Genomic DNA, 22,265 nt, shown 5'->3' on the forward strand with positions numbered 1-22,265 from the left:
TCTACAGGTCATCGCGCCGGCGAAACGCCAGGTAACCGGCGCCGAGGGTAAAGACAGCGACAATCACCACCAGCAGGATAAACCCGTGGTGGTTGCTTGCCAGCGGGATCCCACCGACGTTCATGCCGAAGAAACCGGCGACGATGTTAATCGGCAGCGCGAGGACGGTGATCACCGTCAGGGTATAGAGGGTGCGATTGCTCTGCTCCAGCTGGCGGGCGCCAATCTCCTCCTGCAGCAGACTGATGCGCTCGATCAGGCCCGACAGATCGTTAAGCACCACGCTAAACTCTTCGGTGAACTGACGAAACGCCTGCACCACCGCGCGATCCATCCACGCCGGCGGCCGGTTAAGCAGCCGGAACATCGCCGCCGGCTCCGGCGCCAGCAGCCGCTGGAAGCGTAAAAGCATCCGCCGTAGCCGCGCCAGATCGGCCCGGTTGCGCTGCACGTGATTGCTCAGAAGACGCTCTTCAATAAGGTCAACATGGCGGCTGGCCTGGCGGACGACCTGCTCCAGCACCTCCTCCTGCTCCTCCAGCAGAAAGGCCAGCAGCTCAGTAGACGTGTTCACCCTGAGCGTCTGCAAGCGCGGCAGCATCCATTCGATAAACCGCAACGGTTTGAAACGCGCCGTCACCACCAGCCTGGGGCTACAGTAGAGCCACAGCGTGGCGGTTTCCGCGCTGGTATCCTGCGGACGAAACAGCACATCGTTAAGCACAGCGAACAGATTTTCCCCCTGTCGCTCAATGCGGGTGGTGTGCGAGCCGCTGCGGATCTCCTCGAAGAAAAAATCGGCCACCGGAAAGTGGCTGGTTAACCATTTCTCGGCGGTGGCATGATTAAGATTCAGGTGTAACCAGATAAACGCCTTGTCATCGGCGAGCGCCTGATAGCGGGCGCAGACCTCGCCAGAGGCGATCGGCTGCGGGGGGCGCTGTTCATGAAACAAATAGCCATGCACCAGGCCGGAAACTTCACTATCAAAATCGGGCTTTAACATCTTCGCGGTGACGTCTTGACTCATGGCTCCCTCAGGACAGGCACTGGCACCGTTGATGCCCGAATAGTGCCATCTTTCGCTATTTTCCGCGGGCTGGCAAGGTTAATAATCTGGTCATAAAACAGTAACCTGGCTGACATATGACGGCCAGTATCACGCTTCATCCCCTCGCCGCGCAGGCGATGCGATGGAGGCGAACAGAAGGTCTTCTTGCCTTTATGCTCAGGTGGTTATTAAAATAAATTTGATTATCCTCAAAACTTTTTTAGGCAGAAAGCGGTATTAATTTGCGCGCTTAATCATTGCTTTCACCCAGGTTTATTGAGGAGGAGACCATGAAAACCTATGACCGTAATCGTAACGCTATTGCTACCGGCAGCATGGTAATGATCGCCGGTAACGGGACGACGGGCGTGATTAAAGCTATCCATGGCGAGGGGAAAACCGCTGAGCAGTTGCGCCGGGCGGACTGCGTTGAAATCGACGGCTGCGAGGGCCGCTTCTGCCCGTTGGATCTGATCCGTCTCGGCTTCCATTAATTCCTGCCGCCAGGTCGTTAGTATCAGGCCACCTGTGGTGGCCTGCTCTTTTCCCGGGAAATAAAGCGTCTAGCGAAAGCTCCACTGAACACTCATCACAAAGATCGCCGGCACAATAATCCCGCCTTCCACACCGAAATAATCGGTGAAATTATATTGCAGGCCATGATAGAGGTAGGGCGAAAAACCGATGCCGGTGATTTTTTTGGCGGTGCGGTAGGTGCCGGAATCCCCACAGTGGCTGAAGGCATCAAAGAAAAATTCCCCGGTATAGGCATACACCCCTTTCAGTACCCAGCCGGTATCGTTTTTCAGCCAGTCGCGGCGCACGCCGAGAGTCAGGCAGCGATCGTCAAAGCTGTTTTTCATCGTTCCGACCAGCACGCTGTATTTTGAATCCTGAGAAAACTTGCGCTCCACCGAGAAAAAGTTGTTATTGAAATGTTCGTTATATTGTCCGTGGTTACCCGTCATATGATAGACATAGGAGCCGGTATTCATCGAATAGAGGCTTAATTCCCCGGCCTGCGCCGACGGCATGGCAACCATTAGTAGCGCTGATAACAAAATCCATAATTTATTTACCATTCAGTAACCTATGCCATACCCGTAAAAAGAACCCGGCATGCTAGCACCGCTTAGCTAAACCAAAGGGCAATCAGATAAACCGACGCTCTTCGCGGCGGGAAAATATGACGCTATCTGCACTATAGCAGTCGCCCTCTCGCCTGGTGAGCGCCTGCGGTTATACTGGAGAAACATTCCCGTAATCGTTAAGGACCGCTGTGTTAGCCACTCTCCTCGTTGCGCTGGTCGCTATTATTCATCTCGCCATCCTGGTGCTGGAGATGTTTCTCTGGGAAGGCTCCGCCGGGCGCCGGGCCTTTAACCTCAGCGCCGATTTCGCCCGGCAGACCCGGGTGCTGGCAGCCAACCAGGGCTTGTATAACGGCTTTCTGGCCGCCGGCCTGGCATGGGGGCTGTGGCTGGGGGCGCCGGGGGTGCAGGTGGTTATCTTTTTCCTGGCCTGCGTGCTGGCCGCCGGGATTTTCGGCGCGCTGACCGCCAGCCGCAAAATTCTCTATATTCAGGCGCTGCCCGCGCTGCTGGCGCTGGTTGCCGTGCTGACGCAAGCGTAGGGCCTTGATCCAAAACAGAGAAAGCAGGCGCTAAGGCGGGTACTATTTGCCCCCTTTGGTCGGTCATCGACCGTTAATACCTTCTGAGTTCAGAGGCATTTTTATGACATGGCAATCCTTCAAACAGGCCTGGCTTATCCGGTTCTGGTCTCCTGTCCCGGCGGTCATTGCCGCGGGCATTCTCTCTACCTACTATTTTGGCATCACCGGCACCTTCTGGGCGGTGACCGGCGAATTCACCCGCTGGGGTGGTCAGCTGCTGCAGCTGCTGGGCGTCCACAGCGAACAGTGGGGCTATTACCAGCTGATACATCTCGAAGGGTCGCCGCTGACCCGCATCGATGGCAGGATGATCATCGGCATGTTCGGCGGCTGCCTGGCCGCCGCGCTGTGGGCGAATAACGTCAAACTGCGCCTGCCACGCAGCCGGATCCGCATTGCGCAGGCCGTGGCGGGCGGCATCATCGCCGGGTTCGGCGCACGGCTGGCGATGGGCTGCAACCTGGCGGCCTTCTTCACCGGCATTCCGCAGTTCTCCCTGCACGCCTGGCTGTTTGCCATCGCCACCGCCATCGGCTCCTGGTTTGGCGCCCGCTTCACGCTACTGCCCCTTTTTCGCATCCCGGTAAAAATACAAAAGGTGTCCACCGCCTCGCCGTTAACCCAAAAACCGCAGCAGGCGCGCCGCCGTTTCCGCCTGGGGATGGTGGTCTTTTTCGCCATGATCGGCTGGGGCCTGCTCACCGCCGCAGACCACCCGGCGCTCGGCCTGGCGATGCTGTTTGGCATTGCCTTTGGCCTGCTTATTGAGCGCGCGCAGATCTGCTTTACCTCCGCCTTTCGCGATATGTGGATCACCGGCCGGACGGTGATGGCGAAGGCGATTATCTTCGGCATGGCGGCGAGCGCCATCGGTATCTTCAGCTATGTGCAATTGGGGATGGCGCCGAAAATTATGTGGGCCGGTCCTAATGCGGCGATTGGCGGGCTACTATTTGGCTTTGGCATCGTGCTGGCCGGCGGCTGTGAGACCGGCTGGATGTACCGGGCGGTGGAGGGCCAGGTTCACTACTGGTGGGTTGGGCTGGGCAACGTCATCGGCTCAACGCTGCTCGCCTGGTGCTGGGACGATATCGCCGCCCCGCTCGCCACCCACTGGCAGAAAGTCAACCTGCTGAACGCCTTCGGTCCCTTTGGCGGACTACTGGCCACCTATCTACTGCTGCTGATCGCCCTGCTGCTGGTGATCGCCTGGGAGAGACATTTTTTCCGCCGCCAGGCGGCGGTCCGGACCGTGAAGGAGAGCGCATGAAAAACATCATCCCTGATTATCGCCTGGATATGGTCGGCGAACCCTGCCCGTATCCGGCGGTCGCTACCCTGGAGGCAATGCCTTCCCTGCAAAAAGGCGAGATCCTCGAAGTGGTCAGCGACTGTCCGCAGTCAATCAATAACATTCCGCTTGATGCAAAGAACCACGGCTACACGATGCTGGATATTCAACAGGATGGCCCAACCATTCGCTATTTGATCCAGAAGTAGCGCCGTTTTCCCGCCGGCGGCCTTCCCCGCCGGCGCTTGTCTTCTCGTTCCCGCCTCGCCGTTCGCTTACGCATCGCTGACCAGGTAGCCAAACGATTGCAATAGATTGTAACACTTGAAACCGTGTTCCAGTTACGCAATAACCATTAATATAACGCGCCTATATTATTAAAATGCGAATAAGTTATTTAGTGAATGGTTTCTGCCGCTATCGGCCAAAGCCGCACACAGCGACACGATAAGGATCGAAATGGAACTGCTGGTCAGGCTGGGTCATTTTTTTGAGCAAGCGCGTTCTGACGCCGACTATGCCACCTTCGCCAATGAACTGCGTCGGCATAAGGTCTCCTACTACATCTATTTTGTTTCCACCGGCAATATGAATTTCGTAATGGCAAACGACGAGGTGGTCTCGGTAAAAAGCGCCCGCGGGCTGCTGCGCGTTCGCGCTGAGGCCAGCCATTGTCTGACCAGGGCCGCCGTTATCCGCCACTTTGCCCGGGCCATTAACTTTGAACAGTACTGCCGGGATCTCGCCAGCGCCGGGGTGTTTAAATGGATCGTCGATCTGGAAGAGGAGACCCGGCACTACTGGTCGAAGGATAATACGCTGTTATATAAAGAGTGCCTGATGCCCCCCTGAACCGGTCTCAGGGGGAGGCGGCGAGGGTCAGCCTTTAATCGCGGGTCTGCACCCAAAAGGCGTGGATCAGGCCAGGAATATAGCCCAGCAGGGTCAAAATGATATTGAGAATAAACGCCCAGCCGAAGCCTTTTCCCAGCAGCACACCCAGCGGCGGCAGAATGATAGTGAAAACGATTCTCCAGAATCCCATAACCTCTCCCTTCGTCTAACGTCAATTTTTTACTAAGCTATTCAATAGTTAAGCATAGACGCTTTTCGTCGTTTCGCCAGCAGGCAGCCCCCTCATCTCTGGTAACAAAAATCATTCCCTGCCGTCACGGGCAAAAAAGACCGGGAAAACATTCACTTTTCCCCTCTCCGGCCCGCAGGCCCTGGCAAAGCGCACAGATTGTCAGTTGACCAATCAGGGGGACAGGGCTAAGCCTGGAGGAGTTTCATCACATCGAGTCGTTTTACCAACCGGAGAATATCCATGAGTAAACTTGGGATTAATGGATTTGGTCGTATCGGACGTCTGGTGTTACGTCGTTTATTAGAAGTCGACAGCAGCCTGGAAGTGGTGGCTATCAACGACCTCACTTCGCCAAAGGTGCTGGCCTACCTGTTGAAGCATGATTCAAACTACGGCCCCTTCCCGTGGAGCGTCGACTTTACCGAAGATGCGCTGATCGTCAACGGCAAAACCATTACGGTGTATGCCGAAAAAGAGGCGCAGCATATTCCATGGCAGGCGGCAGGCGCCGAGGTGATTGTGGAGTGTACCGGGTTCTACACCTCGGCCGAGAAATCGCAAGCCCATCTCCAGGCAGGCGCGCGCAAAGTGCTGATTTCCGCCCCCGCCGGCGAGATGAAAACCATCGTCTACAACGTCAACGATGACACCCTGACCCCGGATGACACCATCATCTCCGTGGCCTCCTGCACCACCAACTGCCTGGCGCCGATGGCCAAAGTTCTGCAGGATGCCTTCGGCATCACCGTAGGCACCATGACCACCATCCACGCCTATACCGGCACCCAGTCGCTGGTGGACGGGCCGCGCGGAAAAGATCTGCGCGCCTCCAGGGCGGCGGCGGAAAACGTTATCCCGCACACTACCGGCGCGGCAAAAGCCATTGGACTGGTGATCCCTGCCCTGAGCGGTAAGCTGAAAGGCCATGCCCAGCGCGTACCGACCAAAACAGGCTCAGTGACGGAGCTGGTATCGGTGCTGGAGAAAAAGGTGACTGCGGATGAGGTCAATCAGGCGATGAGGCAGGCGGCTGAGGGCAATGAATCCTTTGGTTACACCGAAGAGGAGATCGTCTCTTCCGATATCATCGGCAGCCATTTCGGTTCGATCTACGATGCTACCCAGTTGGAGATTGTGGAGGCCGGCGACGTACAGCTGGTGAAAACCGTCGCCTGGTACGATAACGAATACGGCTTTGTCACCCAACTGATCCGCGTGCTGGAGAAATTTGCCCGCTAAGTGAACGGCGGACAGCCTGCGCTGTCCGCCGGTTCTGTGTGGAGTGCCTCAGGCCTGCAGATAGACCACCTGGGTCTGCAGGTACTCATTCAGGCCGTGGCGGCCATCTGCGCCGCCGATCCCCGACTTACGCCAGCCGGCGTGGAACCCCTGCATCGCCTCAAAGTTCTCACGGTTGATATAGGTTTCGCCAAACTTCAGTCCCTTAATCGCTTTCATCGCCACGTTCAGATCGCGGGTATAGATTGAGGAGGTCAGGCCATAATCGCTGTCATTGGCCATCGCCAGCGCCTCATCGAGGGTCGAAAAGGCCACCACCGGCAGCACCGGACCGAAGGTTTCCTCATGGATAATGTCCATCTCCTGACGTACATCCAGCAGCAGGGTCGGCGGATAAAAATAGCCTTTGCCCTCCAGCGGCTGACCGCCCAGCGCCACCCGCGCCCCCTGCGCCACTGCCTTCGCCACTTTGCCCGCCACCTGGTCCCGCGCCGCCGCGTTGATCAGCGGCCCCATCGCGATGTCATCCCGCGTCGCCGGGTCGCCAAACTGGACGGCCTTCATCGCCTCACCGAGGCGGTTGACGAAGCGGTCGTATATTCCCTGCTGAACATAGACCCGCTCGACGCAGTTACACACCTGCCCGGTGTTAATCACCCGCGAGTCCACTACCGCTTTCACCGCCAGCTCCAGATCCGCATCGTCCATTACAATGGCAGGCGCTTTGCCGCCGAGCTCGAGGCACACTTTGGTGATATTTTTCGCCGCAGCGGCCATAATTTTTTCTCCCGCCGCCACGCTGCCGGTCATGCTGACCATCGCCACCTTCGGATTGCCGGCCAGCTCCTGGCCGACGGTTTCCCCACGGCCGAGCACAAGGTTAAAGACCCCTTTCGGCAACCCAACCTGATGGACAATCTCGGCAAAGGCGATGGCATTATTGGGCGTAAATTCGCTGGGCTTAATGACGATGGTATTTCCAGTGATCAGGGCCGGCGCCAGCTTGCGGGCGATAAGAAAGAACGGGAAGTTCCACGGCAGGATCCCGGTGGTCACCCCCAGCGCGCGTTTAAAGACAAGGATATTCTCCCCCGGGCGATCGCTCTGGACGATCTCACCTTCGTAACGGCGCGCCCATTCTGCCATATAGTCGAGATAGTCCGCGGTGAACGCAACCTCCACCGCCGCCAGCTGCTGGATCTTGCCGCCTTCAGCGACAATCAGCCCGGCGATCTCGTCGGCACGCTGACGGATACCGGCGGCAATTTTGCGCAGCCAGCCCGCACGCTCAATGGCCGGCAGCGCTTCCCAGCCGGGCTGGGCGCGCTCGGCGGCGTCAATCGCCAGCCGTGCCTCTTCGGCAGTCCCGTCCGGGATCCGCGACAGCAGCGCTTCGGTCGCCGGGTTAAGCACGTCGATCCAGCCGTCGCCGCGACCGGAAACGAACTGGCCATCAATATACATCGGGTGTTGAACGGGTGCTGTCATGGCTGCTCCTGTGGTGCATTTGTATTTAACAGGTGATTTTTTTGTTAAATATCGGGCGGATAAGCCGCTGTTCGGCAGCACATTGACGCAGTTCTGTGAGCTGATTCATAAAAACGGGCCAAAAATGCCCGCTTGAGGTTACATTTTAATAACACAAATTGCCCGTTTGCGACGAATCTGCCGTAAACGGGCATTTTTCAGCCGAGGGTGCGGGCCTGCAGCGCCCCGGCAAGCTGGGCGTCCTCCCGCAGCTGTCGCCAGGCGTCGAGGATCTCCGGCGGGAAGGTGACATGGCTGATGAAGTCTTTTCCCCGCGGACCGTACCCTTCAGGGGTATCCTGCAGGCGCGGCAGCTCGCCCAGCAGCAGCGCCAGGTAGCGGGTGACCGGCCAGAGCCCCGCTCCGCCGCCCGCGAACCCCAGTTGGCCATCGGTCTGCTCCAGCACCGGCGAGCAGCCGGGAAAGCTCAACCACTGCGGCGGCGTCGTCGCCCCCTGCCAGACGCGGGCGAAGGTAGCCATGGTTCGCCGCTGCATAGTCGGGTCCTGAATGACGATCCCGCGACGATGGGCAAGCCCCCGGCTCTCCAGCGTGGTCCGGGTAAAACGGGCGTTCTCACCGCAGTTGGTTGACTGGTCCTCCACCACCAGCCGCGAATGGGGGATGTGCCAGTAGTCATGAGCAATGTCGGCCAGAACATGCGCTTCCGGGCGGCCATCCACCGGCAACGTACGGTAACGGGGATCCTGGCGCACCGCCTCGTAGAGATAGCCCGTAGAATGTCCCACGCCGCCGCTGATCAGCAGCGGGACCGCCTGCGCCGCCGCCAGACGGCAGGCGGCGTCGATGGTTGGGATCACGGCGTTGCCGGCCAGCACTACCACGTCCACCTGCGGCAGCGCGGGCAGCGTCGCCAGATCGTCCTGCGCCAGCCAGGCGCCGACCTGGTTAGCCGCCGCCAGCGTCGCTGCCGACAGCGGAGGAAATTGTTCTGCCATTCTGTCTCCTTAATCCTCTCTCAGCCGAGCGGAGAAGATGCTTTCGCTATCATAAACGCCGCCTGCCGGAAGGCATAGCGGCGTCGATTTGTAACCATTTTGAAATAACAAGAAACATCTAAAAACAGGCGGGTTGCACCTGAACAACTCACTATGAAAATAACAAAAAACAGCAAAATCAGGTGGAAAATAAAAAATAGCGTCGCGGTTATACCAGTTCAAAGCGCGCCATAACGCCCAGTTTGCCAGCGATAAACTTGCCAATTGTAACCTTCAACCCTAAGTTGCTTAACAATTACACAACCTTTTCACATCAGGTTGCACCCTGCTCGTACAGAGTGACACCTGACCTATCTACCGTGGCGGGAGAACGTTTCGTAATGAGCAATCCACAAGACAACACTGCATCCATTCTGCAGAAAAACAAGAAGGTACTGATCGCGAGCCTGACAGGCAGCGCCATCGAATGGTTCGATTATTTTCTCTATGGCACCGCCGCCGCGCTGGTGTTCAACAAAATCTTCTTTCCGATGGTCGACCCGGTTATCGGCCTGATCCTCTCCTGGCTCTCCTTCTCGCTGACGTTTTTTATCCGCCCCATCGGCGGCGTGATTTTCGCCCATATCGGCGATCGCATCGGCCGCAAGAAGACGCTGGTGCTGACCCTGTCGCTGATGGGGAGCGCCACGGTGGCGATCGGACTGCTGCCCACCTACGAGATGGTGGGCCTCTGGGCGCCGGCCCTGCTGATTATCCTGCGCATTATTCAGGGCATGGGTATCGGCGGCGAATGGGGCGGCGCGCTGCTGCTGGCCTATGAATACGCGCCGGAAAAGCGGAAAGGCTTTTTCGGCAGCATTCCCCAGGCCGGGGTGACCATCGGCATGTTGATGGCGACATTTATCGTCTCGCTGATGACGCTGTTCGATGAGGCGCAGTTTCTCGCCTGGGGCTGGCGCATACCGTTCCTGCTCAGCTCCGTCCTCGTTTTTCTCGGCCTGTGGATCCGCAAAGATATCGACGAAACGCCCGCCTTTAAGCAGGTGAAAAAATCCGGCCAGGTGGCGAAGGCCCCGCTGCGCGATACGCTCAAGCACCACTGGCGGGAAGTGCTGATCGCCGCCGGCCTGAAAGTGGTGGAGACCGCCCCCTTCTATATCTTCTCCACCTTTGTAGTCAGCTACGCCACCACCACCCTGAGCTATCAGAAGTCGCAGGCGCTGGAATCCGTGACCCTGGGCGCGCTGGTGGCCACCGTGATGATCCCGCTGATGGGGCTGCTGTCAGACAAGGTGGGTCGGCAAAAGATGTACACCCTGAGCGTGGTGCTGCTGGGGCTGTTTATCGTCCCGTGGTTCCTGCTGCTCGACACCGGCACCGGCTGGGGCATCATGCTGGCGACGATCGTTGCCTTCGGCATCCTGTGGGCGCCGGTAACCGCGGTGCTCGGCACCCTGTGCTCTGAGATTTTCAGCGCCAATGTGCGCTATACCGGGATCACCCTCGGCTACCAGTTGGGCGCCGCGCTGGCCGGGGGCACCGCGCCGCTTATCGCCACCGGTCTGCTGGCAAAATATGACGGGGACTGGCGGCCGGTGGCCGTTTATCTGGGCGTTACGGTGGCGATTTCGCTCCTGGCGATATTCTGCGCCAGCCGGATGAAGTCCGCGCTGAGCACGGCCCCCTCCCGGGCGGAAAGCGCCTGACCGCCGCCCGCCAGGGCTACTACGGCGCCGACTATCCCGCCCGGCGGCGCTGCGCTTGCGCGGGCCTACGGGGAGATCGCGCCGCGGGGGAAACCGCTTATTCCAGGTCCGGTAAGCATGTAGGCCCGGTAAGGCGCCAGCCGCCACCGGGCCGAAACAGGCGTCAAGTCTTCCCCCCTGCTTAGCCGGCCGCCAGGGCCGGCGGGTGTCAGGCGCTCTGGTTGCCCAGCTGAAGCTGCCCCTCGCGCCGCTGCTTCAGCTTCCAGAAGCCCCACAGCGCGATAAACCACAGCGGAGAAGCCAACAGCGCCAGCAGCGTGTCCGGGTCAAAGATCATGATGAAGATAGCGAACGCGAAGAACAGCAGGCTCACCCAGCTCATCACTACCCCGGCGGGCATCTTAAAGATCGACCCGGCGTGCAGGTCCGGACGCTGACGGCGGTAAACCAGATAGGCCACGAGGATCATCCCCCAGCTGAACACCACCATAATCGCCGCCAGGGTCGAGACGATGGTGAACAGGGTCATCACGTTCGGCACCAGAAACAGCAACAGCGTGCCGATCAGCATGCAGAAGCAGGAGAACAGCAGGCTGCGCACCGGAATGCGGGTACTGCGCGACAGGATACGAAACTGCCAGTGCGCATGCTTCTCCACCGACAGGCCGTACAGCATGCGGGTGCTGGAGAAGACCCCGCTGTTGGCCGAGGACATCGCCGAGGTCAGCGCCACAAAGTTAATCACCGCCGCGGCGGCAGGCAGCCCGGCCTTGGCGAACAGCGTCACGAAGGGGCTGGTCTCCGCCGACACCCCCGGCCACGAGGCGACAGCGATGATCACCACCATCGACAGCAGATAGAAGATGATAATCCGCAGCGGCAGAGCATTGATCGCCTTGGGCAAAATGCGCTGCGGATCGCGGGTCTCCGCCGTCATGGTGCCCAGCAGCTCAATGCCGGTAAAGGAGAAGATCGCTATCTGGAAGCCGGCGAAAAAGCCGGTGATGCCGTGGGGCATAAAGGCCGTCGGGTCGGTGAGATGGCTGAGGGAGGCCGTCACGCCGTCCGGGGAGGTCCAGCCGGTGGCAATCATCCAGCCGCCGGTGCCGATCAGGGCGATAATGGTGATCACCTTGATCAGGGCGAACCAGAACTCCGCCTCACCGAACATTTTCACCGACAGCAGGTTAAGCAGGAACAGAATCGCCAGCATGCTGAGGGCCGGCATCCACGCCGACAGTTCCGGGAACCAGTACTGCATATAGCTCCCGCAGACCACTACGTCGGCGATACAGGTCACCACCCAGCTTAGCCAGTAGGTCCAGCCGAGGTAAAAGCTGGCCTGCGGCCCGAGATACTCGCCGACAAAGTCGGCAAACGAGCGGTAGTCATGGCGGGTGAGCAGCAGCTCGCCCATCGCCCGCATCACCATATAGGTAAAGAACCCGACCAGCACATAGATAACCAGGATCGAGGTGCCGGCGACGGCGATGTTGCGCCCCGCCCCCATAAACAGTCCGGTGCCGATGGCGCCCCCGAGGGCAATCATCTGGATATGGCGGGCGCTGAGCCCGCGCTTAAGCTGTGACGCGCCTTCACCTCCGGCGGCAGGTGACGCCTGATGTTGATGTTCAGTCATGGTGTTTCCTCAGGCTGGTTGCGGGAGACGAAGGGCAGCGGCGCGGAGCAACAGCCCGGCGCGCTGGCCGGTGGCGACCCCGGCGTTGGGAAAGAGGATATAGGGGGCCCGGGCCTGCACCACCCAACGTTTCTCTGCCTGGCGGGCGATCTCATACCCTGCCGGGAGCGCGGTGAAGTTTTCAACGTCTGCCGCGAGATTAAGCGTAAATTCCCCCTCGCGCTTGATGATGCTCTCCTCGACCAGGAAGTAGTCCACCGGCGCTTTGTCGCGCGGCGGCAGCGGCGCGTCAGCGATCCAGGCCCGGATCGCCGCGTCGGCGGCGGCGAACAGGCTGAGATCGTTGGCGCCGAACGGCATCACTTTCCCCAGCTCCAGGGTGGCGCTTTGCGCGGCGAACTTTTCGCAGGTGAAATGGGTGAAGGTGCCGCCCGCTTCGGTATGGCGCACGACGGCGTCCATCCCGCTGGCCTGCAGCAGCTGATAGAAATCGGGCGAAAAATCCCCGGCGTGGGCCGGGAGCAGCGCAAACTGGCGATACAGCGATCCGCGAATGGCGGTGTGCATATCGAGATGACCACGGTTGACCGGCCCCGCCGCATCGGCGGCGCGATAAAAAGCCTGCACCGCCTGCTCCAGCGCAAAAGCCCGCCGCGACTCATTTCCCGGGGTGACCGCCAGATGGCGGCCGCCGAACAGGCGATTCAGGTCGTTATGCAGATAGCGGCGCGCGGCGCGGATCGCCGGCAGATTACCAAAGACGATCAGCAGCGCCTGCGTGAGCGGCTGCCGCCCCTGGCTCAGATCGTGGGTTAGCTGCAGCAGCAGTTCAATCGGCGCGGTCTCATTGCCATGCACGCCGGCGGAGAGGATCGTCGCCTGGCGCCACGGCGCCGTCGGCAGCAGCTGTAAAATGCCCTCGCCCAGCCAGCGGGCCTCGATGCCCGCCGGAAAGGTCCACGCCTGCAGGCGGCAGTGCAGTAAATCGTTAACCAGGTGCTCCATCTGCCGCTCCTTAACGCTGAAAATCATAGACCGCGCCCAGGCGCAGGATCTGCGTCAGCTCATCCAGCGCCTGATAAACCTCGCGCAGCAGCTGCGGGTCCGCCAGATCGCGGGCATGCAGCCGGTCGCGATAGTGTTTTTCCACCCATGCCGTCAGCTGCTGATAACGTTCGTCGTTCATCAGGCTATGGGCGTTGACCGCCTGGCGCTCCGCCTCGTTGAGCACCACCCGCAGCCGCAGACAGGCCGGGCCGCCGCCGTTGCGCATGCTTTCCCGCAGGTCAAAGACCGCCACTTCATCGATCGGCGATGCGCTATCGGCGGCGAGATCGCTGAGATAGCGCCAGACGTTTTCCCGCTGGCGGCACTCCTCCGGCACCACGATCAGCATCTTGCCGTCTGGTTTGCTCAGCAGCTGGCTGTTGAACAGGTAAGAGGCTACGGCGTCGTCGAGCGAAACCCGCTCGTCCGGCACTTCCACGCTGGTGAACGGGATATCCAGACTGTCGCTTTTAGCCCGCAGCGTGGCCAGCACTGTCGCCTGATCGACAAACGCCTGCTGATGGTGGAACAGCACATGGCGATTGCTGACCGCGATGACGTCGTTATGAAACACGCCGCGATCGATAGCCTGCGGCGCCTGCTGGGCAAACACCGTGTAGCGCGGATCCAGCTGATGCAGGCGGGCCACCGCTTCGCTGGCCTCGAGGGTCTGCCGCGCCGGATACTTCACCGGGGCGATACCGCCGCTGGCGCGTCGACCATAGACGAAAAACTGCACCCCCTGCCGGTCATATTCCCGGCAGAAGCGGTTATGGTTGGCCGCCCCTTCATCGCCGAGGTCGCCATGCTGCGGCAGCGCCGCATGGTGGGCAAAGTAGCGCGGATCGGCGAACGTGGCGCCAAGGATCGCCGAGGTGGTGGGCGCCTCCTGCATACGGTGCAGCTTATTGTTCAGGTTGGCGACGGTGAAATGGACTTTGCCATCGGCGCTGTCCGCCGACGGTGAGACGGTCGCCGCGTTGGCGGTCCACATCGACGAGGCGGAGCTGAAGGCGGAGAGCAGCTGCGGCGCCGCGTGGGCCGCCTGCCGGATAACCTGCTCATCGCTGCCCTGGAAACCCACTTCACGCAGCAGACGCAGATTCGGCCGCGGCTGCGGCGGCAGAATGCCCTGCACGAAGCCGCGATCGGCCAGGGCTTTCATTTTATACAGCCCCTGCAGCGCCGCCTTTTTAGGGTTAGAGAGACCATCGCGGTTATTTTGCGAGGCTTCATTGCCGACGGAGAGTCCGGCGTAGTGGTGCGTCGGGCCGACCAGGCCATCAAAGTTTGCTTCAAAACCAGACATATGTCCTCACAGGATCCGTTATCAGAATGGCAGGCCCGGCGATACCGTCGCCGGAAGCGTCAGCGTATCGCTGACCAGAGAGGCCATCGGCCAGGCACAGTAGTCGGCGGCATACCACGCTGCCGCGCGATGGTTGCCGGAGGCGCCCACCCCGCCAAACGGCGCTTTACTCGATGCGCCGGTCAGCGGCTTGTTCCAGTTGACGATCCCGGCTCGCGCCTCGTCCGCCAGCTGATCAAACTGCGCCGCATCGCTGGAGATCAGCCCGACGGCCAGGCCATAGCGGGTCTGATTGGCGAGGCGAATCGCCTCCGGGAAGCCGTCGTAACGGATAATCGTCAGCAGCGGGCCAAAGTACTCTTCATCCGGCACCTCAATACCGGTGACGTCGACGATCCCCGGGGTCAGCACCGTGGAGCGCGGGTCAGGCTGGCGCATGCGCAGCAGCACCTTGCCGCCGAGCCCCTCCAGTTTTTGCTGCGCCGCCAGCATGTTCTGCGCAGCGTCGAGAGAGATCACCCCGCCCATAAACGGCGCCGGCTGATCATCCCACTTGCCGGCGCGGATCTGCGCGCTGGCCTCTACCAGCCGCTGCAGCAGCGCATCCCCCTGCTCGCCGCGCGGCACGATCAGCCGGCGCGCGCAGGTGCAGCGCTGCCCGGCAGAGATAAACGCCGACTGGATAATCACATGCAGCGCCGCATCGATATCGGCCACGTCGGCGACGATCAGTGCGTTGTTGCCGCCCATCTCGAGGGCCAGCATCTTCTCCGGCTGGCCGCCGAAGTAGCGATGGAAGTGGAAACCGGCCGCCGCGCTGCCGGTGAACAGCACGCCGTCGATATCACGATTTTCCAGCAGCGCCTGGCCGGTGGCTTTTCCGCCCTGCAGCAGGTTGATCGCCCCGTCGGGGATGCCCGCCTGCTGCCACAGCTGGACGGTCATTTCAGCGGTAGCCGGCGTCAGCTCGCTGGGTTTAAACACAATGGTGTTCCCGGCGATCAGCGCCGGAATGATATGTCCGTTGGGCAGGTGGCCCGGGAAGTTGTAGGGGCCAAAGACCGCCATCACGCCGTGCGGTTTGTGGCGCAGCAGCGCTTTACCGTCCGGCAGCGTCGACTCATGAAAGCCCGTCCGCTGGTGATAGGCTTCGATGGAGATCGCGGCCTTGCCGATCATCGCCTGCACTTCGGTGCGGGTCTCCCACAGCGGCTTGCTGGTCTCGCGGGAAATCAGGGTCGCCAGCGCCTCTTTATGCGTCTCCAGCAGCGCGGCAAAACGCTGTACGACGTCAATACGCTCGGCCAGCGGCCGGTGCGACCAGGGATAAAACGCCGCGCGCGCCGCGGCGCAGGCCGCCTGGACGTCGTCAGCCCCCGCGCTGGCCGCCTGCCACAGCAGCGACTGATCCTCCGGGGCCAGTTTGCTCATCGTTGCGCCGCTGCCTGGCAGCCACTGCCCGGCTATAAACTGTGCTTTTACCGCCATGATCTGTTGTCCTCTGGATTCAGGGTTACCGTATAAACGCGGTCGGTTTCACTGACCTGCAGCGCGTCCAGCGCGGCGCTGTCAAGCGAGACCTGCTCTTCGTGGGCCACCAGCAGCGCCCGAAAGTTGTCGAATTGACCGTTGGCGACGAGGGTCGGCGCCGGCAGGTCGCCCATCAGCTGCCGGACAGGCAGGCGCTGGCTGTCGCGCACGGCGCGGATCTGATCGGTGTCCGCCTCCAGCACCGGACCGGCATCGAAAATATCCACCGAGCCGCGCCAGCTGAAACCCTCTTTCTCGAGGATCGCCCGCGCCGGGGCGGTATTGGGATGCACCTGACCGATGACCCCGCGGGCCGCTTCCGGCAGCAGTGAGATATAGATCGGGTACGCCGGCATCAGTTCGGCAATAAAGGTTTTCATGCCGGTGCCGGTCAGCCGGTCGGCATCGGCGAACGGGATGTCAAAGAAATGATGGCCCAGCGCATCCCAGAACGGCGACTGTCCCTGCTCATCGCTGCAGCCGCGCAGTTCGGCAAACAGATGCGGGGAGAACCACTCGCGAAAGGCGGCGATAAATAAAAAGCGCGCCTTGGAGAGCAGCAGACCATTGCGGTTGCGCTGATACGCCGGGTCGAGAAACAGCGTACACAGTTCGCTGTGCCCGGTGTGGTCATAGCTGAGATTAAGCAGCTCCTGGGGCTTATAGACTCCCAGCGCTTTCGAGGCGCGCACCGTTTTCTGAATGCGAAAATTGTAAAATGGCTCATCCAGGCCCACCGCGACCTCAATGGCGCTCACCCCCACCACCCGCGCCAGCGCGGTGTCCTCCAGCACAAACAGGAAACCCTGCTGGCTGCGCGGCAGTTCGCCGGCGAAGGTCTCGATACTGCGCCGGATCCGGGCCGCCAGGCGCCCGACGTCATGCGGTAAAGAGGTCATGCCGACCCCCGCCCGCGCGGCGAGGCGGACGATGTCGTCGAGATCGTTTTCCCGTACGGGACGAAATAGCATCACAGGCCGTCCTCCCGGTTAGCGGGTTAAGCGGGCAACGGCGCGATCAAGGCGCACGAAGGCTTCCGCAATATCCGCCAGCGGGATATTGAGCGCCGGCGCGAAGCGCAGCACGTCCGGGCCGGCAATCAGGGCGATCAGCCCCTCTTCCGCCGCCAGGTTGGTCAACGTTTTGGCCTTGCCGCGCAGCGGCCCCGCCAGCTCAGCGCCGATCAGCAGACCGGTGCCGCGCACGGCGCTGAACGCATCGTAACGGGCAGAGATCGCATTCAACTGGTCAACGATCAGCGCATGGCGCTCGCCAACGCCCGCCAGCAGCGGCGCATCGAGATGGGCCAGCACGGCGTTAGCGACGGTTGCCGCCAGCGGGTTGCCGCCGAAGGTGGTGCCATGGGTGCCTGGCTGGAAGACCTGCGCCCAGGCCTCTTTCGCCAGCATCGCGCCGATCGGGAAGCCGCCCCCCAGCCCTTTGGCGCTGGTGAGAATGTCCGGGACGACGTTGTAATGCTGGTAGGCGTAGAGATGGCCGGTACGCCCGGCGCCGGTCTGCACCTCATCGAATATCAGGGTGGCATGATGGCGATCGCAGAGGGTACGCAGCGCCTGCAGGAACGCCGGGTCCGCCGGGATCACCCCGCCTTCGCCGATAATCGGCTCGACGATCACCGCGCAGGTGCGCGAGGAGATCGCCGCGGTGACCGCCTCGATATCGTTATAGGGCAGATGGGTAATGCCCTGCGGCAGCGGAGCATAATCGCTGGAATATTTCGGCTGGCCGCCAACGGAGACGGTGAACAGCGTGCGGCCGTGGAAGGCGTGGTTGAAGGCGATGATTTCGCTTTTTTCACCGCCAAACTTATCGTGGGCATATTTCCGCGCCAGCTTAAGGGCCGCCTCGTTGGCTTCGGCGCCGGAGTTGCAGAAAAACACCTTGTCGGCAAAGGTCGACTGCACGAGGGTTTTTGCCAGCTGCAGCACCGGCTCGTTGGTATAGCCATTGCCGATATGCCACAGTTTCGCCAGTTGATCCTGCAGGGCCTGAGCCAGCGCCGGGTGAGCATGGCCCAGGGCGTTCACTGCGATGCCGCCCGCCATATCGATATACTCTTTCCCCTGCTGGTCCCAGACGCGGGAGCCCGCCGCTCTGACCGGAATAAACGGCGCGGGGGCAAAACAGGGAACCAGGTAAGCGTCAAAATCTTCGCGAGTCATACTGCCTGACATAATTTATCTCCGGAACGTAAGACGACGGAAAACGCTCCCGTCGCGTTGGACAATCGACATTAACCCTGCCCCTCGGCTTATTTTGGGCACGAGCGCGCCCGCTGCGATGGTAAAAATATTCACCACAGAAAAATAAAGCCCTATTCTTTTTACGGGTAATTGTTAATTCATGGTTAATGCCATGTTGTTGTGTGGGCTAATGCTGGCCTGTGAACAACAAGATTGTCAATACGGGCAAAAGCAATTTATTCACTTTTTGAAGATCATCAAGATAATGAAAAACATAGAAAAAATATTTTCTTATGCACTTAAGTGAATAAAAAGTGAATTAAAATGCACAGATTGCGGGTGGTTGACGTGCGTAGTTATTCACTTAAAAAATAAAAAATCTAACAAAAATTTAAAAATCGGAATTGCCGTCAAATACCGCTTTATAAAATTGGTGATACCATTCATTGCACAGAGTTTACTGCTGTAGCTATTCCACGGTTTTACACGACATAAATAACACTGAGAAACAGGACTCTTATGGAAAAGTTATCTTACGCATCTGAAAGTAGTACATCTCCATGGACCACCTACCTGCGCCAGATCGACCGCGTCGCGCCTTATCTCGGCGATCTTGCCTACTGGGTGGAAACCCTGCGCCATCCGAAGCGCGCGCTGATCGTCGACATTCCTGTGCAAATGGACGACGGCACCATCCGCCACTTCGAGGGCTATCGCGTTCAGCACAATCTGTCGCGCGGACCGGGTAAAGGTGGTGTTCGCTACCATCCGGATGTCGATCTTAACGAAGTCATGGCACTTTCTGCCTGGATGACCATTAAGTGCGCCGCGGTCAATATTCCTTACGGCGGGGCCAAAGGCGGCATCCGCGTCGACCCCTTCTCCTTGTCGGAAGGTGAACTGGAGCGTCTGACCCGCCGCTACACCAGCGAAATCGGCATTATTATCGGGCCGCAGAAAGATATTCCGGCGCCGGACGTCGGCACCAATGGCAAAGTGATGGCATGGATGATGGACACTTACTCCATGAACCATGGCACCACCATCACCGGCGTGGTCACCGGCAAACCGATCCACCTCGGCGGCTCCCTCGGTCGTGAAAAAGCCACCGGACGCGGCGTGTTTGTCACCGGCCGGGAAGTTGCCCGTCGCGCCGGTATCGAAATTGAAGGCGCCAAAGTGGCGCTGCAGGGCTTTGGTAACGTCGGTAGCGAAGCGGCCCGCCTGTTCGCCGGCGTCGGCGCTCGTATCGTGGTTATTCAGGATCATACCGCGACCCTGTATAACGAAGGCGGAATCGATATGGCCGCCCTCACCGCCTGGCAGGCGGAGAAAAAGCAGATTGCCGGTTTCCCGGGCGCCCAGGAGATCGATAAAGACGCCTTCTGGACCACCCCGATGGACATCCTGATCCCGGCGGCGCTGGAAGGGCAAATCACCCGCGAGCGCGCGGAGAAGCTGACCTGCAAACTGGTGCTGGAAGGGGCCAACGGCCCAACCTATCCGGAAGCGGACGACGTGCTGGCCGAGCGCGGCGTGATCGTGGTGCCGGACGTTATCTGCAACGCCGGCGGGGTGACCGTCAGCTACTTTGAGTGGGTACAGGACATGGCCAGCTTCTTCTGGAGCGAAGAGGAGATCAACGCCAAGATGGACCGCATTATGACCGACGCTATCGTGCACGTCTGGGATAAAGCCGCCGAGAAAGAGTGTACGCTGCGCACCGCCGCCTATATCGTGGCCTGCGAGCGCATCCTGATGGCGCGTAAAGACCGCGGCATCTACCCGGGCTGATCCCCATCAGCAACCGCATCAGGGGTGGCCTTGCGCCGCCCCTTTTTTTCTTTGCCGCGCCGTTAACCGCCGAGGATGTGCGCTATCTGACGAGGAGTTGTTCGGCAAAGGTGACAACGTCACGCAAGTAATAACCATCCGCTGCCCGTAGGGGATTATTTTTCGATTAAATCAAAGTCGCCCTGGGTATAGCGTAAGCCAGTGATGTTGTCGGCAGTGAAAATATGTTCGATGGTGAGGATGTCCTCCGCCGCGAGGGTAATATTCGCGGCGCCGGCATTGTCGCGCAGGTGAGCAATTTTCCTCGCCCCCGGGATAGGCACGATATCCTCGCCTTTGCTCATCACCCAGGCAAGGGCAATCTGCGCAAGGGTCGCGTCATAGCGGGTGGCCACCTGCTGAAGGCGCTCAAGCAGCAGCTGGTTTTTGCGCATGGTTTCGGCCTGGAAGCGCGGCAGATGGCGGCGGAAATCATCCGCTGCCAAAACGCCGGGATCGGTAATTGTCCCCGTCAGGAAGCCGCGGCCAAGCGGGCTGTATGGCACAAAGCCGACCCCCAGCTCGCGGCAGGTGTGGAGAATACCGGCCTCCGGCTCGCGGCTCCATAGCGAATATTCCGTCTGCACGGCAGCGATCGGATGTACCTTGCAGGCCCGGCGCAGCGTCTGAGCAGATACTTCCGACAGACCGATATGGCGAATTTTACCCTCTTTAACCAGATCGGCCATAGTGCCCACCACCTCTTCCACCGGTACCGCGGGATCGACGCGGTGCTGATAGAGCAGATCGATGGTCTCGACATTCAGTCGCTTCAGCGACCCTTCCACTGATTCGCGAATACGTGCCGGACGGCTGTCAACGCCGGCCATCCGCTCCAGACCCTGGCCGGTCGGCAAAATACGAAATCCAAATTTGGTGGCAATCTGCACCTTATCGCGAAAACCTTTAATCGCTTTTCCGACCAGAACTTCATTATCGAAAGGACCATATACTTCGGCGGTATCCAGGAAGGTCACGCCCATGTCCATGGCGGCATGGATCGTATTTATCGCCTGCGACGTTTCAGCGCCGCCATAGGCAAAACTCATCCCCATACATCCGAGACCTAATGCAGAAACCTGAAACTTCTCTTTTCCAAGATAACGTGTTTTCATCTTATTTTCCTTAATTGCTGAATGGCATTAAATATATACTTCCCTTTCATATTGATAACAATTAATCTATTCCGAACGCGGTGTTAGCTGGAAATTAACAATGAAAACTTTGCCCGATCTGCAACAAATAGAAATATTAATACTTATAGTGAAACATGGCAGTTTTCGTCAGGCCGCTAAAGCGTTAAACCTTTCCCCACCGGCCCTTACCGTCGCTATTAATCATCTGGAAGAAAAGTTAGGCGTGCGCCTGCTAAATCGCTCAACGCGCAGTTTGTCATTAACCGCAGTGGGTGAGGAATTTCTTAATAATATAACGCCGGTGGTCAATGATTATCGCCGGGTGGTGGACAGTCTGAATTATCACCGTCTGACTCCGGAAGGCGTGGTGAAAGTTAATTTACCGCGCATTGTTATTGACCTGTTTTTTCAAGACTATTTTATCGCCTTTAAAAACGCCTGTCCCAATGTGACGCTCGAACTGTATGCCACCGATCGGAAAGTCAATATTATCGAGTCCGGTTTTGACGCCGGCATTCGCTATTCGCAGGATGTGCCCAAAGAGATGATTGCCATCCCCTTTGGCGAGAAACTATCGCTGATCCCGGTGGCCAGCCCGGACTATATACGCGAAGCCGGAGAGCCCGACACCCCGCAGTCATTAGTTAATTTCCGCTGCATTAACCGCTGTTTTCCTGGTGGTGAGAAGTACCGCTGGGAGTTTATTGGCCCCAGCGGCGAGCTTAGCGAGGTCGCGGTTAAAGGCGATCTGGTCGTCGATGCCGATAGCGCAATGATCCAGGCCGCGGAGAGCGGATTAGGCATCGCCTTTGTCTATCAGTCGCTGGTGACGCAGCAGCTGAGCGCGGGCAGCCTGGTCCATTTGTTACCCGACTACCGCTATCCTGCCGACCATTTCTGCGTCTACTACCCAAGCCGGAAACATATTCCCGCCCCCCCTGCGGGCCTTTATCGCCTGGGTGATGGCGCAGAATAAAAATATCCTCGGTCAGCAGACCGCACGACACGGATCGCGGCCGGAAGATTAACTAC

Annotated in this window: 22 protein-coding genes and 1 pseudogene; 11 read left to right on the top strand and 12 right to left on the bottom strand. The window is 59.5% G+C overall.

Going from position 1 to position 22,265, the window contains the following annotated elements; genetic code table 11:
• Position 1: 1 nt before the first annotated feature.
• On the bottom strand, positions 2–1,030 hold the full coding sequence (locus ACR809_RS13785; RefSeq protein ID WP_004179669.1) for a CorA family divalent cation transporter: 1,029 nt from the start codon (positions 1,028–1,030) through the stop codon (positions 2–4).
• A 311-nt stretch (positions 1,031–1,341) separates the two neighbouring features.
• Here ACR809_RS13785 and ydfZ point away from each other — a divergent pair, with 311 nt between their 5' ends.
• A complete protein-coding gene (gene ydfZ / locus ACR809_RS13790) occupies positions 1,342–1,545 on the top strand; it encodes a putative selenium delivery protein YdfZ (RefSeq protein WP_004151566.1) in 204 nt (67 codons plus the stop codon).
• A gap of 69 nt (positions 1,546–1,614) precedes the next feature.
• Here the strand turns inward: ydfZ and ACR809_RS13795 are convergent, their stop codons facing one another.
• On the bottom strand, positions 1,615–2,094 hold the full coding sequence (locus ACR809_RS13795) for a hypothetical protein (protein WP_004151567.1): 480 nt from the start codon (positions 2,092–2,094) through the stop codon (positions 1,615–1,617).
• A 236-nt stretch (positions 2,095–2,330) separates the two neighbouring features.
• Here ACR809_RS13795 and ACR809_RS13800 point away from each other — a divergent pair, with 236 nt between their 5' ends.
• The 4 genes from ACR809_RS13800 (at position 2,331) to ACR809_RS13815 (ending at position 4,869) form a co-directional block, all read left to right on the top strand.
• On the top strand, positions 2,331–2,684 hold the full coding sequence (locus ACR809_RS13800) for a DUF1304 domain-containing protein (RefSeq protein WP_004179665.1): 354 nt from the start codon (positions 2,331–2,333) through the stop codon (positions 2,682–2,684).
• Positions 2,685–2,787: 103 nt separating this feature from the next.
• Positions 2,788–3,996: a selenium metabolism membrane protein YedE/FdhT gene (gene yedE, locus ACR809_RS13805; RefSeq protein ID WP_015958353.1), complete on the top strand. Its 1,209-nt coding sequence runs from the start codon at positions 2,788–2,790 to the stop codon at positions 3,994–3,996.
• The gene (gene yedF / locus ACR809_RS13810) at positions 3,993–4,226 is read left to right on the top strand and encodes a sulfurtransferase-like selenium metabolism protein YedF (protein WP_122051348.1); all 234 of its coding nucleotides are present in this window, start codon (positions 3,993–3,995) and stop codon (positions 4,224–4,226) included. The genes yedE and yedF overlap by 4 nt, the downstream gene beginning before the upstream one ends.
• Positions 4,227–4,476: 250 nt before the next feature.
• Entirely contained in the window at positions 4,477–4,869 is a 393-nt protein-coding gene (locus ACR809_RS13815; RefSeq protein WP_002903231.1) for a DUF1398 domain-containing protein, read from the top strand.
• Positions 4,870–4,903: 34 nt separating this feature from the next.
• Here ACR809_RS13815 and ACR809_RS13820 read toward each other — a convergent pair whose 3' ends face one another.
• Positions 4,904–5,062 (bottom strand): YqaE/Pmp3 family membrane protein, encoded by a 159-nt coding sequence (locus tag ACR809_RS13820; RefSeq protein WP_002903230.1) that lies wholly within the window; start codon positions 5,060–5,062, stop codon positions 4,904–4,906.
• A 282-nt stretch (positions 5,063–5,344) separates the two neighbouring features.
• On the opposite strand from ACR809_RS13820, the gene gap reads away from it, so the two are divergent.
• Positions 5,345–6,343, top strand: coding sequence for a type I glyceraldehyde-3-phosphate dehydrogenase (gene gap, locus ACR809_RS13825; RefSeq protein ID WP_040242139.1), 999 nt, complete (start codon positions 5,345–5,347; stop codon positions 6,341–6,343).
• Between the two features lie 48 nt (positions 6,344–6,391).
• Here gap and aldA read toward each other — a convergent pair whose 3' ends face one another.
• Entirely contained in the window at positions 6,392–7,831 is a 1,440-nt protein-coding gene (gene aldA, locus ACR809_RS13830; protein ID WP_004151568.1) for an aldehyde dehydrogenase, read from the bottom strand.
• Between aldA and ACR809_RS13835 the strand changes: the two genes are divergently transcribed.
• Positions 7,830–7,967: a hypothetical protein gene (locus tag ACR809_RS13835; RefSeq protein WP_004140057.1), complete on the top strand. Its 138-nt coding sequence runs from the start codon at positions 7,830–7,832 to the stop codon at positions 7,965–7,967. The two genes, aldA and ACR809_RS13835, sit on opposite strands and share 2 nt — an antisense overlap.
• A gap of 61 nt (positions 7,968–8,028) precedes the next feature.
• Here the strand turns inward: ACR809_RS13835 and ACR809_RS13840 are convergent, their stop codons facing one another.
• Positions 8,029–8,829 (bottom strand): YdcF family protein, encoded by an 801-nt coding sequence (locus tag ACR809_RS13840; RefSeq protein ID WP_004210336.1) that lies wholly within the window; start codon positions 8,827–8,829, stop codon positions 8,029–8,031.
• Positions 8,830–9,209: 380 nt separating this feature from the next.
• Between ACR809_RS13840 and ACR809_RS13845 the strand changes: the two genes are divergently transcribed.
• Entirely contained in the window at positions 9,210–10,535 is a 1,326-nt protein-coding gene (locus ACR809_RS13845; protein ID WP_122051349.1) for an MFS transporter, read from the top strand.
• A 208-nt stretch (positions 10,536–10,743) separates the two neighbouring features.
• Here the strand turns inward: ACR809_RS13845 and ACR809_RS13850 are convergent, their stop codons facing one another.
• The 6 genes from ACR809_RS13850 to ACR809_RS13875 are packed head-to-tail and all read right to left on the bottom strand — an operon-like array spanning position 10,744 to position 18,255.
• Complete coding sequence (locus tag ACR809_RS13850; protein ID WP_122051350.1) at positions 10,744–12,174, bottom strand: amino acid permease; 1,431 nt, start codon at positions 12,172–12,174, stop codon at positions 10,744–10,746.
• A 9-nt stretch (positions 12,175–12,183) separates the two neighbouring features.
• Positions 12,184–13,179 (bottom strand): succinylglutamate desuccinylase, encoded by a 996-nt coding sequence (gene astE / locus ACR809_RS13855; protein ID WP_004176358.1) that lies wholly within the window; start codon positions 13,177–13,179, stop codon positions 12,184–12,186.
• Between the two features lie 10 nt (positions 13,180–13,189).
• Positions 13,190–14,530, bottom strand: coding sequence for an N-succinylarginine dihydrolase (gene astB, locus ACR809_RS13860; protein ID WP_004148240.1), 1,341 nt, complete (start codon positions 14,528–14,530; stop codon positions 13,190–13,192).
• A 21-nt stretch (positions 14,531–14,551) separates the two neighbouring features.
• On the bottom strand, positions 14,552–16,018 hold the full coding sequence (gene astD / locus ACR809_RS13865; protein ID WP_004210329.1) for a succinylglutamate-semialdehyde dehydrogenase: 1,467 nt from the start codon (positions 16,016–16,018) through the stop codon (positions 14,552–14,554).
• Positions 16,009–17,031 carry an arginine N-succinyltransferase gene (gene astA / locus ACR809_RS13870; protein WP_004140076.1) on the bottom strand — a complete coding sequence of 341 codons (1,023 nt, stop codon included), beginning with the start codon at positions 17,029–17,031 and terminating at the stop codon, positions 16,009–16,011. Before astA ends, astD begins: the two co-directional genes overlap by 10 nt.
• An 18-nt stretch (positions 17,032–17,049) precedes the next feature.
• A complete protein-coding gene (locus ACR809_RS13875) occupies positions 17,050–18,255 on the bottom strand; it encodes an aspartate aminotransferase family protein (protein WP_004176366.1) in 1,206 nt (401 codons plus the stop codon).
• Positions 18,256–18,424: 169 nt separating this feature from the next.
• On the opposite strand from ACR809_RS13875, the gene ACR809_RS13880 reads away from it, so the two are divergent.
• Complete coding sequence (locus ACR809_RS13880) at positions 18,425–18,571, top strand: hypothetical protein (RefSeq protein ID WP_004224524.1); 147 nt, start codon at positions 18,425–18,427, stop codon at positions 18,569–18,571.
• A 212-nt stretch (positions 18,572–18,783) separates the two neighbouring features.
• On the top strand, positions 18,784–20,058 hold the full coding sequence (locus tag ACR809_RS13885; protein ID WP_004151574.1) for a Glu/Leu/Phe/Val family dehydrogenase: 1,275 nt from the start codon (positions 18,784–18,786) through the stop codon (positions 20,056–20,058).
• 155 nt (positions 20,059–20,213) lie between these two features.
• Here the strand turns inward: ACR809_RS13885 and ACR809_RS13890 are convergent, their stop codons facing one another.
• Positions 20,214–21,212, bottom strand: a complete 999-nt coding sequence (locus ACR809_RS13890) for an aldo/keto reductase (protein ID WP_122051351.1) — start codon at positions 21,210–21,212, stop codon at positions 20,214–20,216.
• Positions 21,213–21,312: 100 nt separating this feature from the next.
• On the opposite strand from ACR809_RS13890, the pseudogene ACR809_RS13895 reads away from it, so the two are divergent.
• Positions 21,313–22,261 (top strand): annotated as a pseudogene (locus ACR809_RS13895) (LysR family transcriptional regulator).
• The last annotated feature ends 4 nt before the right edge of the window (positions 22,262–22,265 follow it).

Origin of the sequence: Klebsiella sp. CD33 (genome assembly GCF_051992865.1) — a bacterium.
GTDB classification, from domain to species: domain Bacteria; phylum Pseudomonadota; class Gammaproteobacteria; order Enterobacterales; family Enterobacteriaceae; genus Klebsiella; species Klebsiella pneumoniae.

Bases quoted from the DNA above. Each gene is read 5' to 3' on its own strand.
- ACR809_RS13785 (WP_004179669.1), bottom strand. From the start codon at position 1,030: ATGAGTCAAGACGTCACCGCGAAGATGTTAAAGCCCGATTTTGATAGT.
- ydfZ (WP_004151566.1), top strand. From the start codon at position 1,342: ATGAAAACCTATGACCGTAATCGTAACGCTATTGCTACCGGCAGCATG.
- ACR809_RS13815 (WP_002903231.1), top strand. From the start codon at position 4,477: ATGGAACTGCTGGTCAGGCTGGGTCATTTTTTTGAGCAAGCGCGTTCT.
- yedE (WP_015958353.1), top strand. From the start codon at position 2,788: ATGACATGGCAATCCTTCAAACAGGCCTGGCTTATCCGGTTCTGGTCT.
- ACR809_RS13890 (WP_122051351.1), bottom strand. From the start codon at position 21,212: ATGAAAACACGTTATCTTGGAAAAGAGAAGTTTCAGGTTTCTGCATTA.
- ACR809_RS13875 (WP_004176366.1), bottom strand. From the start codon at position 18,255: ATGTCAGGCAGTATGACTCGCGAAGATTTTGACGCTTACCTGGTTCCC.
- ACR809_RS13850 (WP_122051350.1), bottom strand. From the start codon at position 12,174: ATGACTGAACATCAACATCAGGCGTCACCTGCCGCCGGAGGTGAAGGC.
- ACR809_RS13820 (WP_002903230.1), bottom strand. From the start codon at position 5,062: ATGGGATTCTGGAGAATCGTTTTCACTATCATTCTGCCGCCGCTGGGT.
- astB (WP_004148240.1), bottom strand. From the start codon at position 14,530: ATGTCTGGTTTTGAAGCAAACTTTGATGGCCTGGTCGGCCCGACGCAC.
- astA (WP_004140076.1), bottom strand. From the start codon at position 17,031: ATGCTATTTCGTCCCGTACGGGAAAACGATCTCGACGACATCGTCCGC.
- aldA (WP_004151568.1), bottom strand. From the start codon at position 7,831: ATGACAGCACCCGTTCAACACCCGATGTATATTGATGGCCAGTTCGTT.
- astD (WP_004210329.1), bottom strand. From the start codon at position 16,018: ATGGCGGTAAAAGCACAGTTTATAGCCGGGCAGTGGCTGCCAGGCAGC.
- gap (WP_040242139.1), top strand. From the start codon at position 5,345: ATGAGTAAACTTGGGATTAATGGATTTGGTCGTATCGGACGTCTGGTG.
- ACR809_RS13880 (WP_004224524.1), top strand. From the start codon at position 18,425: ATGGTTAATGCCATGTTGTTGTGTGGGCTAATGCTGGCCTGTGAACAA.
- ACR809_RS13835 (WP_004140057.1), top strand. From the start codon at position 7,830: ATGGCTGCTCCTGTGGTGCATTTGTATTTAACAGGTGATTTTTTTGTT.
- yedF (WP_122051348.1), top strand. From the start codon at position 3,993: ATGAAAAACATCATCCCTGATTATCGCCTGGATATGGTCGGCGAACCC.
- ACR809_RS13885 (WP_004151574.1), top strand. From the start codon at position 18,784: ATGGAAAAGTTATCTTACGCATCTGAAAGTAGTACATCTCCATGGACC.
- ACR809_RS13795 (WP_004151567.1), bottom strand. From the start codon at position 2,094: ATGGTTGCCATGCCGTCGGCGCAGGCCGGGGAATTAAGCCTCTATTCG.
- ACR809_RS13840 (WP_004210336.1), bottom strand. From the start codon at position 8,829: ATGGCAGAACAATTTCCTCCGCTGTCGGCAGCGACGCTGGCGGCGGCT.
- astE (WP_004176358.1), bottom strand. From the start codon at position 13,179: ATGGAGCACCTGGTTAACGATTTACTGCACTGCCGCCTGCAGGCGTGG.
- ACR809_RS13845 (WP_122051349.1), top strand. From the start codon at position 9,210: ATGAGCAATCCACAAGACAACACTGCATCCATTCTGCAGAAAAACAAG.